This is a genomic window from Halorubrum sp. DM2 (assembly GCF_901686465.1).
In the GTDB taxonomy this organism is placed as follows: domain Archaea; phylum Halobacteriota; class Halobacteria; order Halobacteriales; family Haloferacaceae; genus Halorubrum.
Window position 1 is genome coordinate 1,268,654 of the sequence record NZ_LR594487.1, and the last position, 13,184, is coordinate 1,281,837.

The window sequence follows — 13,184 nt, forward strand, 5'->3', positions numbered from 1 at the left end:
AAAATGAATGAGAATGGCCGAGAAACTGGTGAAAATATGGGGCAGTCTGCTTTTGACAGACCACAGAACGATCCACGTGCTCAACGGGTTATACGGTCGATCGAACGATTCGCCACCGAGTTCGATAGACGTGTCCCGAGAGAACACGCCAATGAGGTCCTCTACGAGTCTGTACCGCTCGAAGGAGCCGTGATCCGACAGGGGCCGGAACGATTCATTGAGGAACATCTAATCCGCGACGTTGCTGAGGCTCTCGGATATCAGTATCGTCCACAACCGAAGGGATTCGAGGGACTCGATGACGACACTCCCGACTTCACGATTACGAACGTCGGCGTGACAGTAATCGGTGAACTCAAAGCCCCAAATAAGATTGAGAAAGCACAATCTGAGTCCATCAGTTACCTTCATCGGGCAGAAAACCGCCCTCTCGTGGGAATCGCCTCTGATGGGTGGACATGGATCAAATATACGGCACCGATGGATGGAAAGCCGACATTCAGCGATCATTGTTCCCTCCGTAAGGTTATCAGAGATATCACCCGCGAACAGGCTAAAGACAGATCGTCACGTCGCGATCGGTCAGAGTTGCGAAAGCGTTGTTACGATTTTGTGACCGCGTTCGGTGCCGAAGAGATTGGGAGGTCAGTTGAATCAGAACAAAGTTAGATAGCTCCGTTCTAAGGCACTAAACCGCCTACGCCGCGACGAATTCTTCCATACTCTATTCCCCTACAGCCTTTTCGACTATCTCGATCTCCTCCTCTGTGAGGTCGTACAGCTCGTAGACAATCTCGTCGATCAGGTCGTCGGTCTTCTCGATCTTGTCGTCGAGCTCTTCGGCGCGTTCGACTGTCAGGAGGTAGTTCTCCAAGTCGTCGGCCACGTCGTCGACGTCGGGCAATTCGATCGCCTTCAGCCGATCGACGAGCGAGTTCGTCTTCGTGGCCATCTCGCGGAAGTTCGCGAAGCCGCTGGCCACGTCGACAGCGACCGGTACGAAGTGCTCGATCAGGTCCGCCTCCGTCTCTGTGAGATCCGTGATCCGGAACGCGGGCAGGAGGTCCGTCTCGGTGTAGCCCCACTGGTCCGTTTCGTGAGCATCCTCGTCGCCAGGTTTGTAGCGCGCGGTCGCCTCAATCAGGACCGTATTCGGGGACTCCCGCTTAACGCGAGCAGTTCCGACGCGGGAGTTAGAACGTTCTTCACTGGTCTCAGAAAGAACATTTGTAGAAGTTGGCTGCCATAGTCCAGCATCTTCGATCGCTGGGCCGTCATCGTAGTTTACAAAGTAGTCGAGGAGATTGAGATTGAGTGATTGGCGTGCCTTCCGGGCCTCAATAGCTGTTTCAACTTCGTCTGGTAACCTTTCTTGAATGGGCTGCCCGTTTAATTTCGTATTAAAATCGGATTTATTTGGAATACCAAACGAAGAGAGATAGTCCGTTTTGAATGTGAAATAACCGCCGCGAAGTACGTATCCTGTATTCTTCAGATAGTACCAGAGAAGGTCACTATTCAAAATTGCTAGTAGCGACTTTTCGAGGTCATTCCAGCCGTCCTGGAACAGAAGCCCGTATACCTTCGATTTATGGAACATTCTAGACGAATCATACGTGAAATTACCCCCATAGCTTATTTCGGGTGTTACTATTTTCTCTTTACCAAATTCGGCCATATTTTGATTCCGTGTTAGATCATACCACCGATCGGAATCCATCGATCCTCCGTCTCGTTTTCTCAACTCTTTTTCATATGTGCTAAAGTAGTCGTACGCTTCGGGAAAATTACTTCTCAGGTCTTCTTCTTCTATGAAATCTGGCTCAGAACCATCTGAGACTCTGTACGGTAAAAGGATTGACTGTGGTGGATTGAGCGGAGCATACCGTTTCACATCTTGACCCTTTAAAAATGGTTGGAGAAGATATGATTCCACCTCATGCGTTTCGCCCTTTCCGTTCTCTATGAGGCTCTTCTCACCATTTTTCTCTTTAACACTTACAAGATAAATGTCGTCAGCACTAGTGACGACACCTTGGTATATTTTGGAAGTGATCTGACCGAGATCTTGCTTTGAATCGTTGATCTTTTCCAGTACTTGAAGATCATCCGGTGAGCGAAAGACCCAGGGCTCTTGTGTATAATTAGCGTCCAACGTGTGATATTTCAGATTTTCACTGTTTGAGAGGACATTCGGGTCTTCTTCCGCATACTCAAATGATTCACGTTTGGCTTTCTCAAGTATTAGAACACATGTGTAAACAGATGCTCCCTCAAACACTTGATGCCGTCCAAATGAGAGTACCCTTCGAAGACTCTTATGTCGTGATATGAATCTGCGAATGCCTTCACCAAAGTCATTCTGGAAGAATTTATGCGACTCAATGTATCCGAGTATGCCGTCCTCGGAGAGGAGTCGGTACCCCTTCTCAGTGAAGTTCACGTAGATATCGAAGTTCCGCTGAGCAGACTCGTACTCTTGAAGCAAATAATCCGACTGGGTAGGGTTTGAACCACGGAGCTCTTGAATACGAATATACGGCGGATTCCCGACCACCGCATCGAACCCGGATCCGGCCAGCTTCTCACCGTCACGATCGAAGAAGACTTCGGGATATTCCAGTTCCCAATGGAGGAACACCTTAGGATTGTGTACCCCGACGGGATCTTCTGGTATGAATAGACTCGGTATAAGTGGGCGGAATGTGGCTAACATCAACATCTCTGGGATACCAGAGCAAGAAAAGGCGAAGTACACTAGTTTGGCAGAGGAATCAGGGGCAGAATCTCGTTCAGAATGGCTCCGCTGGCGTTTGCGCACTGGGATTCACCTATGGGACTGTAACGGACGAATTGATCTTGAATCAGTAAATGAACTTGTAGAGAATAGCGAGCAGTCAGAGAATACTGTACCGAGGTCGGATTCCGAGATTAAACGTTGTATAGTATACCACCTGTCTACTCATGATATCGCTACTCTAGACGAATTACAAGAAGCCGTATTTGAGGAGTTAGTTATCGATGCTCTCTATGAATTACTACAGGACGAGAAGGTAGAGAATGTCCCTGGTAGTGGTTATCGGACCTCTGAAAATGGCAGATAAAAGTACCTCTCAAATATGGTCTGATGAGCAAATCCTCGAAATGGACACTAGTACCTCAACAAATATACTCGAACTCAAGCGGGAACCGATCCGGGAGTACATCGGGCGAAAACGTCGGTATGGGAAAAATGCGGAGTATATCAAGAAGACACGTGCGATTTTACGGGAGTTTGAGACTTTCCTGTTCAAAGACTTTGGGTCCCATCTGTGCGACATCGATGATACTCATGTTGCGGCATTTAATGAGCATCTCCGTACAGGAGGGCAATACTATACGATCACAGGGGCACAGTCAAAAAAACCGAAGCAAATTGATCTGATAGACCGGACGAGACACGAATACCTCCGTGAGCTTGTCGGATTTTACAACTGGCTCGTTGAGGACGAAGGTGTACTCACTCAGAACCCCGCAAAGAAGGCGTTGAATGACCTCCCTGAGTCGGAATTCGATCTATCACCACCGGGGCGTCCGCGTATTGAGATGCCGGAAATGCGAGCATTTGTACAATGGCTATCGACACCGATCCACAGAGCGATCATTCTGTTTCTCCTGAAAACCGGAGCAAGGATCGGCGAAATGGTGAACTTAGATTTGTGCTGTCTCAATCTATCACATCCAATTTACCAATCCCTACTTGAGAGACGTGGAATCTCGCTTGATTCTGCTATTCGATCATCCCCAGATACCGTTTTTTTACAGGGTGGATATCAATCGAACACAGAAATCCGCGGTGAGGCAAGAACAGTAGGAAATAAGCGTCAACGACCGAGTGGGACCCTTGTTCCGATAGATGATGAACTCAAGACAGCACTACTAGAGTATCTGCTTACTCGACGATGTGCTTATTCTCATCCTCAACAGGCCCGACCGGTATTTCTCAACCGCCAAGGATCAGGAGATAACGACCGTCTCACACGGCAGTCGGTCTATGGGATTCTCACAAAAAACGGTGCCTCAGAAGGCGTGTTGAAACAGTACGGCTGGTGGTCTAGGGGATTACCAACAGAAGAGAAAGTTACTCCACACTACTTCCGCCACTACTTCACTCACAATCATCGGCATAACCAAGGTGTACATGATCAGTACATGCCGGAGGGTGTCATCGCGTATATTCGTGGTGACGCTCCAGAAGGTGATTCGGTCAGAGAACAGACGTATCGACATGATGATTGGAACGTCTGGGAACGCTACATCAAACGGCCGTACTTAGAAGGGATTTACGAGTTCAATCTGTACGACTAGACCCATATCTTAGGTAACTCGCTCTCACGACTTCACATCAGGTTTTTATACAGTCACAGGGATTTTGTATATCATTCAATGAGTCAGGCAACTCTCGGGGACGCACCCTACCGGAATTCCGATCTTTTCTCCGGCTATTACCTTGATGAACGCGTCAACGACCTCGAAGACTGGGAGCGCGACGACGAAGCCGAGGCGGCCTTCGAGGTCCTCAGTGAGTTGTGGGCTCTCGAAAAGGACCTCGTTGGCTCCTACAACGAGGATGAGCTTCTCGACCAGTGGATCACCGAGGTATGCTCAGTTCTTGGATTCGACACGATTTCCGAGGGAACGCTCCCCGACAGCGGCGGGTACGTCGACCGCCTGCTGTACGAGTCCGATGAGAAACGCCGAGAGGCCGCCGAGCGCAAACTCCAAGACGACACCGAAGGAATGTTCGCGAAGGCCGCTGCGCTCGTTGAGGCCAAACAGTGGGGACATGACTTTGACCAGCGATTCAGCGAGGATCGGTCATACCGGGATGCCTCTCATCAAGTCAAGTACTATCTCGAACGCACTCCTCCCGATCTCAAATGGGGCATCCTCACTAATGGTCGGAAATGGCGGCTCTATGGTACCAAAGACTACGAGACGCAAACTTACTATGAAGTTGACCTTCCGGAGCTACTAGAGTCGGGCGACCTTGAGCAGTTCAAATACTTCTACTGCTTTTTCCGGCCGGAAGCGTTCGTCGAGATCGCCGGAACCTCATTCCTCGAAACAGTATGGAACGAGTCGGAGACAGCCGCACAAGAACTCGGTGAGGATCTTCAAGATAACGTCTTCACTGCGCTTCGGGTCCTCGGCGAGGGGTTCGTTGAGTCGAACGACCTCGACATCGATCCGGACGACGAGGCTGCGCGTGACGAACTCAAAGAGCAGTCGCTCGTCTTGTTGTACCGGCTCATGTTCGTGTTGTACGCGGAGTCCCGCGGGCTGATCGATCCAGACGACCCCAAACGGAATGCCGAATACCACGAAAACTTCAGTCTCGACGCCAAGCGGTCGGAGATACTCGATGACTTGGAAGGTGAGGATGTCACTGGCGGAGATGCGTTCCACCGTGAGTACAGCGAGTATTCGACAACCATCTGGAACCGACTCACTCGACTGTTCGATCTCGTTGACGAAGGTGAGGAAGACCTCGACATCCCACCGTATAACGGCGGATTGTTTGACACAGACGACCACACATTCCTCGCCGACAATGAGGTGTCGGATCCGTACATCGCCGAGGTGATCTTCCGACTCTCGACAACACTTAACGAGGAGGGTGAGCACGTCCTCGCGGATTACGCTGACCTCGACACGCGCCACCTCGGGACCATATACGAGGGTCTCCTCGAACACGAGTTCCGTATCGCTCCAAATGAGGGGATGGCTGCTGTCTCAGAGGACGGCGGACAGGTGTGGAAGCAAGGAGACGAGGTATCGGTCGCTGACGCTGTCGAGACGGTCGACGCCGGCGGACTCTACGTTGTCAACGATGAGGGCGAGCGAAAAGCGACCGGTGCGTACTACACCCCCGACTATGTTGTCACCTACATTGTCGAGGAGACGGTCGATCCGTTGATAGATGAGATTGATGAGGACCTCAAAGCTGATGGACTTGAGGCAACCGACTCGGAGTACTTCCGGCGCTTCTACGACCGTGTGACCGATCTAAAAGTGCTCGACCCCGCCATGGGGAGTGGTCACTTCCTCACGAAGGCGACGGGATACCTCACGGAGCAGGTGATGGCCGTCGTACGCGAACAAGAAATTCAGTCGTACGATGAGCAGGACATCCGACGTGAGATCTCGAAGGAGAGTATCTACGGCGTGGATCTCAACGACATGGCCGTCGAACTGGCAAAGTTGTCGATGTGGCTGGAGACACTCGCTGCAGATCAGCCACTCGCGTTTCTCGACCACCATCTCAAAGCTGGTAACTCGCTCGTCGATGCGGCGGCTGCGTCGCCGATGTAGTAGCCGATCTAGGCAGAATTTCTATATTTTAGTATCTTCTTAGAGATAATTGGAAGCGAGACTACTACCGTGGTCAAGAGGCGATTCAGACAATGATCGAGTTCATGGACCCCACAGCTGCTAAGATTGTCTTAGCGACTCAACGTGGGGATTCGATTAACCGCATCGCGAGCAAAATCGACGTCTCGTACTCATGGGTATACGACTGGATCGAGCGGTTAGAAAACGCGGAGATTATCGTTAATACCGATAATGGACTCCAGATCGTTGACCACGAGATGCGCCAGCAGTACGCTGAGATGATGGCTGCGTTGTACAGCCGCGACCCCATTTCCCAAGAAGACGCGTATGTCATCCCACACTTCGCTGGGATGGAGTTCGCGTACACGGAGATTGACGCGGCGTACGTCTGGACGCACGGCGGCTATCAGATCGCACGGAGTCACGACGACTATCCGGTGTTTATCGAAGTTCACGACCGCGATGTCGAACGGTGGATTGCGTTCTTCCAGCAGTTTGGCATCAACACAACGATCAGCGAACGCCCGGATGCCAGTGATGTCAATGGGAACACCCACTACGTGTTGTTCCCGAAGACCAACAATATCGAGGTCGAGTGGGTCGACGGCAGTCCCGTCATCCCGTTGGATACCGCCGTCGACCAGATGATGGAGAATCGCCCAGCGTACGAGCCCGCCTTAGAGATTATCGCTAACGAGTACGACAGGGACATCGACGCGTCACACCACAGTGCGACAGAATGAGTCTTCGCGAGCGACAGTCCGAGTTTATCAGCAAACACGGTTGACAATCTCATGTCGGTCCCGTCCGAGCAGCGAAGAACGATGGTGAGATATTAACCAACAGACTACGTACAACGTCACCTGTTGGTTAAATAGCCACTGCGAGTCGGATGGGATTCTGGAAGCGTTCTCGGAAGCAGTCGGACAGTCACAGAAATCCAGCCAGTCGTAGAGGTCACCATGTGCCTCGTGTCTTTCCTGAAACGCGGAAGCGCCACGCCGCGGCTTATCGGAGCTGTGGACAACTAGTTGAGTATGAGAGAACACTCACCGGCGAACCGATTGGTGGTGGACCAGCCGACACGAGGGGCTGACCACAATCGGTCCCTCGCCGATCAAGCTGATCCAGCTACGGATGAGATGCTATTACCGAAGCTTGACAACGGCATCACGCTGCTCGACGTGGACGGCGGCCGTGGTGTCCCGCTCCTACAGTCGCTCGTGCTCGATCATCTCCTCCTCCATGACGGCCCTGCCTTCTGGGTCGACGCAAACGGACACGCGACGACGACAACACTCGCCCAGATCGCTCCGAGCCGGAGATTACTCGATCGAATCCACGTCGCACGTGGGTTCACGGCCTACCAGCACTACGGCGCTGTCTGCGATCTCCCGGCGGCGGTGAATCAGTCCATCCAGGAGTCGACGGCAAACAACCACGCACAAGATGGGCAGCCAGCGGATGGCAATGGTGAATCACCATACACTCCCTCGCTCATCGTCGCGCCGGCTGTCGACGCCCAGTACCGCGCCAACGACACTCTCGGGGACAGGCACGCCAACACCCTCCAGGCCCGAACGCTCGCTCGGTTGGCAACGTACGCCGACGGGTACGACATCCCAGTACTCGTTACTCGGCGTACAATCGACGAATTCACCGAGTCCGTCGCGACGGTCGCTGCCCACCACCTCGAGTGTGAGCAAACACGGATGGGACCGCGAATCCGTGGCGAGGAGTTCGAGACGCTCGTGTACCCTGTCGACGACGGCGCGTACTACCAGACAACCTTCGCCTACTGGCGGCAGCTGCTCGCGGCACGCGCTACGCAGGTCGGCGTCGAACCGACGACGCCGGCATCGGCGACACCCAAGGGTGTCGGAACGGGCGTCACAGCGAAGGGAGAGACGCTCGCAGCCACCACAGATCCCCTACTAGATGCGTGGACAGCAACTGGGGGTCGGTAACGATGGGGCGTACGAACCCGACGTACCGAGATGCGCTCCGGGCCATCGAAGAGCGCTGGACGGAGTTCCGGCTGGCGCTCCGTCGTCGCGACCAGCCGCGATTCGATCGACTGTTCGAGTACGCTCGTGAGCACGCCGACGCGAGCGGGCTGTTGAACCACCAGAACCCGATCCTCCCGGCGCTGTTCAGTATCGATCTCGAACAGGAGGCCAAGCTAGAAGATCACGAAGACCGCCTCGAAACACTCGAACATCGCCTCAACGAACAGAGCAACATCGAACAGTCACCCGACGAGGGGACCAGCGAGACAACCCGATGAGCACACTCGCCACGATCGCATTCGATATCGAGACGACAGGGTTTTCGACTACTGACCAGCTGACCGTCGTCGGCTTCGACGCCGAGATTGGTTCGCGGGTTTTCCTCAACACAGACGGCAGCACCTGTGCTCCAACCATCGAACAGTGCGTGAACGAGCGCCTCACGACGCCGGTAACGCTCTCCGTTCATGACGATGAGGGCGCGTTGTTAGATGCCGTCAAGAAATTCGTCGACGCCACGATCGCACAGCGCGATGCCAAACTCGTGGCCTACAACGGGGAAACCTGGAAGGGCGGGTTCGATCTACCGTTTTTTCGGACACGGCTCAGTCATCACGAACGCGAGTGGCCGTTCGCTGAGCTGCCGTACATCGATGTAATGGAGGTCTTCACCTCACGCTTCAATACGAGCGAAAACAGCCTCACTGGAGTATACGACGAGCTCGTGGCCTCCGGTCATGGCACAGTCGATCCGTTTACAGATAGCAGCCAAGCTGTCGACGCATGGCAGACTGGTGATTTTGAAGCCGTAATACTCCACAACGTTGCCGACATTCGGCGCACACGAGCGCTGATGAACGTCGCCGAACGGTACTGCTCGAAGTCAGATTTTTCGATGAAATCGCTCGAACCAGTGAGTAATGGAAGATAGATCGGAGAAACTGTCGAGGGGCTCGGTCACAATTACTTGCTGTATTTGTCTTCGAGAGCAGCTTCTTGTCGAGCCAGTATTCGGACACCCTCGCGGATCCCCTCGGTCAACACGATCCGTCCGAGCTCCGTCAGTTCGTAGTACGAATAGGTCTCTTCAGTCCCCGTATTCGGATCGCGTCGGTTCTTGATGAGTGCGACATCCTTGAGCGTCCGGAGAGGATAGTGGAGCGCATTATCCTCCTCACCAAGTACCATTGACAGTTCGCTGGTACTGAGTTGATTATTCTCCGCAAGCGCCTCAAGGATCAGATATTGCTTGGGCTTCGACGCCACTTCGTACATCTCCAAGTAATCTTCAAGATCGAACAGGCTGTCTTCAGGGAGTTCGACATCAAGGTCGAACTCGTTATCACCCTCATTAGAGTCATCACGCCGTCGGAGTGACCCACCGTCAGGAATTGACGTGTGGTCGGGTGAGTTGGTCATATAAGTTAGTTGGTCCCCAACCGTCTTAAGATTTTTTACTATGGTTGCGGCAAGACCATCCAGCTATTTGGTCCACCGAGTTGAGTAACAAATAATGGAAGAGCGGTTGATCGAGGCACTCGAAACAAGCCCCTACATCAGCGAGACAGAGATCTCCAAACCCAGACTCCTCGTCTATTTGATGGGGCCCTACAAGTCCTATCCACCCTACGAGTCACTCTCTGCGGATCGGGGCGTAGCAACGACGCGAACGACACTTGACGAAGCAGTCAAAAACCTCCAAGCTACTGAAACTGACTTTGACGCGGATGAGGCACTCTGGCTCCTCATCGAACTCCGCCGACGACTCCGAAGAGAGCGAGGCGTCAATGCCTTCCTCGCGACAGATCCTGAAATTCCGCTCTACGAAATGGACGCTGCCACCCAGAGTATCGAATTCACCAAGGCATCCGTTACAACTGTCTTTATTGCTCCAGCGATGGGTGACAACCTCGGTGTCGGTATCGAGATCGGGTCTGTATGTGAACATCTCTCGTCACAGGAACTCCGTGAAGAAGTGCTGTTTCTTGGCGAACAGAACGTCGAAAGTTCGATGATCGATGCGATTTCGGAGCGTTGGCACGTTACAGTAGACGAGTTCGATGATTTTGATGGGCTCTATCAAGCTATCAAAGCTCACATCCGCCAAGTTGCCTAGCGAGAGACTCCGTTTTGGTTGTCAGAGCGTGTTGAAACCCCCAGCGAACGAGAATCCAAATAGGTCTATTTAACCAACGAATATCAGTAGTACAGGCAGTTTGTTGGTTAACACAGATACGGAGATCCGGATACAAACTCGGAAATGATTCCGGAAAGTGGAATAGAGGAGTGAATCCACGAGAACACGCTACTTCTATCGAGACGATCCTCGTTTCCCGAAATCCGGAATAGACACGCCGGCGATTATGCGAGATTTCGGTGTAGAGGAAGTAGGTGACTTACGCAAATGCCGTTCACTATCGACTTCCTAGACGACGGGCGCGTCCTCGAGTGGGACGCCACCGCCGACGGTGCCGTTGCGACCGAACGCGACGACTATACTCCACGGTTCTACGTCGGTGCTCGCGATCCGGATGCCGACATCGATTTCACAGCACTTCGGTCGCTCTACGACCAACATCCCCACATCGCTGGAACCGAGATAGTGACGCAGCATCCTGGATTCCGTCGCAACGAGGAACCAGTCCTCGCCGTCGACGTCACCCACATCGACCGCGTTGCCCCGCTCGCACAGCAGGCACGGCAGGTGGACGCGTATCCGGTTGGGGACCTCGCCTGTTTCAACGTCGACTTCTCGCGAGAGTTTCGGTACTGCCTCGAGGAAGACGTGGATCCGACGCCGGCGGGCGAGCTGTCGACACTCCGACTCAGCGTCCCAGTGACCGAAACGGGAGCCAATACCTACACCGAATTGTCCATTGACGGCGACACCGTCACCGGTTCGTCAACGGACATCCTGACAGCAGTCCAGGCAGCACTCGAAAATCAGAACCCCGATATCCTGGTCTGCTCAACGAGTGAGATCATCCCGACGTTGTACGAGATGGCTACGGCCGCCGGCGTCGACGAGTTCACGTTGAGCCGGTGGCCCGACATCGACTACCAGCAACTCGCGGGCCAGTCGACGTATGCGAGTTACGGTCGTGTTGCCCACTCGCCGGCGCGGTACAACGTGCCTGGCCGAGCGATCATCGACGAGTCGAACACGTTCTTCTACGGGGAGACAAACCTCGACGGTGTCCTCGATCTCGTCTCGCGCTCAAAGAAACCCGTCCAAGAGCTAGCATGGGCATCGATCGGCAACGTGTTGACCGCGATTCAGATCTGTAAGGCCCACGACCGCAACGTGCTCGTCCCATGGAACTCCTGGCGGCACGAGTTCTACAAACCGATGGGAACGCTCCACGACGCCGACCGTGGCGGCTTCATCTTCGCACCCGAGGTCGGCGTCCATGAGGACGTCCACGAACTCGACTTCTCAAGTCTGTATCCGAACATCATCTGTACCCGGAACGTCTCGCCAGACGTTATCCGGTGTGACTGCCATAGCGACCGCGAGGACGTCCCCGGCCTCGGGTACTCGATCTGCGACGAACGTGGCTATCTCGTCGATGTCCTCCAACCCATCATCGACGCTCGCGACGAGATCAAGGCGGCCATCCGTCGCGAACAGCTACAGGACGATCCTGACGAGGACCGACTGGTGGAGCTCGAGGGACGGTCGGGTGCGCTGAAATGGATCCTCGTCGCCTGCTTCGGGTATCAGGGGTTCAGCAACGCGAAGTTCGGGCGGATCGAGTGCCACGAGGCGATCAACGCGTTTGCTCGCGAGATTCTGTTGACGGCAAAACAACGCTTGGAGGCCGGTGGCTGGCGTGTCGTTCATGGCATCGTTGACTCCATCTGGGTGACGCCCGATCCCGACGTCGACAACGATGCCCGCGAGGACCTCGAGGCGCTCGCGACAGAGATCACGGAGGACGTCGAGATTCGGCTTGAACACGAAGCCCACTACGACTGGGTCGCCTTCGTTCCACAGCGCGAGAGCGACGCCGGCGCATTGACGAAGTACTTCGGGAAAGTCGCTGGCGCCGACGAGTTCAAAGTAAGAGGTATCGAAGCACGGCAACGCTCAACGCCACCGTTCATCGAGGCTGTCCAGTTGGACTGTCTCGAGCGATTTGATGCGACCTGGTCGCCTGACGCGGTACTCGATCGTCTTCGGGACGCCGTCACGCGCCTCTATGCTGGAACAGTCCCAGTCAAGGACCTCGTCGAACGGAATCGCGTCTCCAAGCCGTTGGAGGGGTACACGCAGAACACCCAGAACGTGGCGGCTCTGAAACGGGCTCACGACCAGGACCTCGCCGTACACCCTGGGCAGGAGATTGAGTATGTGGTCGTCGACGACGAGAAGAACTCACGAGAGCGGGTCGCCCTCGCCCACGAGGAGATCGAGACCTACGACGCCTCGTACTATGAGACGCAGCTGGTCCGAGCTGTCGAGAGCATATTGGCACCTCTTGACTGGGATCGGGACGACATCCGACGAGAACTCAACGAAACACGTGTGGTCAGTATCACGGACTGGACCTGACGAACCCCCTCCCCCCTTTTTCGAGTTGTAAACTCATGGCACCGGGGAGGGGGCGAATAGTAAGAGGAACTGTAAAACGGCCAATTATGGCGTATACACATGATAGAGAGCCTGAAGATCTAATTCGCTAACTTGTAACTAAAAATACGAAGATTTATATAATATATTACCTAACCATAGCCGTACTAGAGAGAAAGATAATATATCGTCTAGCTTAGCTAGAGGATTGAGATATCTGAGTGTAA

General features: G+C 53.8%; 10 protein-coding genes and 1 pseudogene. 9 read left to right on the forward strand and 2 right to left on the reverse strand.

Annotated elements, in window-relative coordinates; genetic code table 11:
• The first annotated feature begins 3 nt into the window (after positions 1-3).
• A complete protein-coding gene (locus QOL69_RS06460; protein ID WP_283402514.1) occupies positions 4-669 on the forward strand; it encodes a hypothetical protein in 666 nt (221 codons plus the stop codon).
• Positions 670-724: 55 nt separating this feature from the next.
• Here QOL69_RS06460 and QOL69_RS06465 read toward each other — a convergent pair whose 3' ends face one another.
• The gene (locus tag QOL69_RS06465) at positions 725-2,716 is read right to left on the reverse strand and encodes an Eco57I restriction-modification methylase domain-containing protein (protein WP_283402515.1); all 1,992 of its coding nucleotides are present in this window, start codon (positions 2,714-2,716) and stop codon (positions 725-727) included.
• 344 nt (positions 2,717-3,060) lie between these two features.
• Here QOL69_RS06465 and QOL69_RS06470 point away from each other — a divergent pair, with 344 nt between their 5' ends.
• The 6 genes and pseudogenes from QOL69_RS06470 (at position 3,061) to QOL69_RS06495 (ending at position 9,315) form a co-directional block, all read left to right on the forward strand.
• Positions 3,061-4,347, forward strand: a complete 1,287-nt coding sequence (locus QOL69_RS06470; protein ID WP_283402516.1) for a tyrosine-type recombinase/integrase — start codon at positions 3,061-3,063, stop codon at positions 4,345-4,347.
• A 78-nt stretch (positions 4,348-4,425) separates the two neighbouring features.
• Positions 4,426-6,327 (forward strand): annotated as a pseudogene (locus tag QOL69_RS06475) (DNA methyltransferase); the annotation flags it as partial.
• A 131-nt stretch (positions 6,328-6,458) separates the two neighbouring features.
• Complete coding sequence (locus tag QOL69_RS06480; RefSeq protein WP_345782494.1) at positions 6,459-7,118, forward strand: helix-turn-helix domain-containing protein; 660 nt, start codon at positions 6,459-6,461, stop codon at positions 7,116-7,118.
• A gap of 294 nt (positions 7,119-7,412) precedes the next feature.
• The gene (locus QOL69_RS06485; RefSeq protein ID WP_345782477.1) at positions 7,413-8,342 is read left to right on the forward strand and encodes a hypothetical protein; all 930 of its coding nucleotides are present in this window, start codon (positions 7,413-7,415) and stop codon (positions 8,340-8,342) included.
• Positions 8,343-8,344: 2 nt separating this feature from the next.
• The gene (locus QOL69_RS06490; protein WP_283402519.1) at positions 8,345-8,662 is read left to right on the forward strand and encodes a DUF8156 family protein; all 318 of its coding nucleotides are present in this window, start codon (positions 8,345-8,347) and stop codon (positions 8,660-8,662) included.
• A complete protein-coding gene (locus QOL69_RS06495) occupies positions 8,659-9,315 on the forward strand; it encodes a ribonuclease H-like domain-containing protein (RefSeq protein WP_283402520.1) in 657 nt (218 codons plus the stop codon). Before QOL69_RS06490 ends, QOL69_RS06495 begins: the two co-directional genes overlap by 4 nt.
• A gap of 32 nt (positions 9,316-9,347) precedes the next feature.
• Here QOL69_RS06495 and QOL69_RS06500 read toward each other — a convergent pair whose 3' ends face one another.
• The gene (locus tag QOL69_RS06500) at positions 9,348-9,803 is read right to left on the reverse strand and encodes a MarR family winged helix-turn-helix transcriptional regulator (protein WP_283402521.1); all 456 of its coding nucleotides are present in this window, start codon (positions 9,801-9,803) and stop codon (positions 9,348-9,350) included.
• A gap of 94 nt (positions 9,804-9,897) precedes the next feature.
• Here QOL69_RS06500 and QOL69_RS06505 point away from each other — a divergent pair, with 94 nt between their 5' ends.
• Positions 9,898-10,500 (forward strand): DUF7509 family protein, encoded by a 603-nt coding sequence (locus QOL69_RS06505; protein WP_283402522.1) that lies wholly within the window; start codon positions 9,898-9,900, stop codon positions 10,498-10,500.
• A gap of 288 nt (positions 10,501-10,788) precedes the next feature.
• On the forward strand, positions 10,789-12,939 hold the full coding sequence (locus tag QOL69_RS06510; protein ID WP_283402523.1) for a type B DNA-directed DNA polymerase: 2,151 nt from the start codon (positions 10,789-10,791) through the stop codon (positions 12,937-12,939).
• Positions 12,940-13,184 lie beyond the last annotated feature (245 nt).

Coding starts and splice junctions, on each gene's coding strand:
- QOL69_RS06460 (WP_283402514.1), top strand. CDS start 4: ATGAATGAGAATGGCCGAGAAACTGGTGAAAATATGGGGCAGTCTGCT.
- QOL69_RS06465 (WP_283402515.1), bottom strand. CDS start 2,716: ATGTTAGCCACATTCCGCCCACTTATACCGAGTCTATTCATACCAGAA.
- QOL69_RS06470 (WP_283402516.1), top strand. CDS start 3,061: ATGTCCCTGGTAGTGGTTATCGGACCTCTGAAAATGGCAGATAAAAGT.
- QOL69_RS06480 (WP_345782494.1), top strand. CDS start 6,459: ATGGACCCCACAGCTGCTAAGATTGTCTTAGCGACTCAACGTGGGGAT.
- QOL69_RS06485 (WP_345782477.1), top strand. CDS start 7,413: ATGAGAGAACACTCACCGGCGAACCGATTGGTGGTGGACCAGCCGACA.
- QOL69_RS06490 (WP_283402519.1), top strand. CDS start 8,345: ATGGGGCGTACGAACCCGACGTACCGAGATGCGCTCCGGGCCATCGAA.
- QOL69_RS06495 (WP_283402520.1), top strand. CDS start 8,659: ATGAGCACACTCGCCACGATCGCATTCGATATCGAGACGACAGGGTTT.
- QOL69_RS06500 (WP_283402521.1), bottom strand. CDS start 9,803: ATGACCAACTCACCCGACCACACGTCAATTCCTGACGGTGGGTCACTC.
- QOL69_RS06505 (WP_283402522.1), top strand. CDS start 9,898: ATGGAAGAGCGGTTGATCGAGGCACTCGAAACAAGCCCCTACATCAGC.
- QOL69_RS06510 (WP_283402523.1), top strand. CDS start 10,789: ATGCCGTTCACTATCGACTTCCTAGACGACGGGCGCGTCCTCGAGTGG.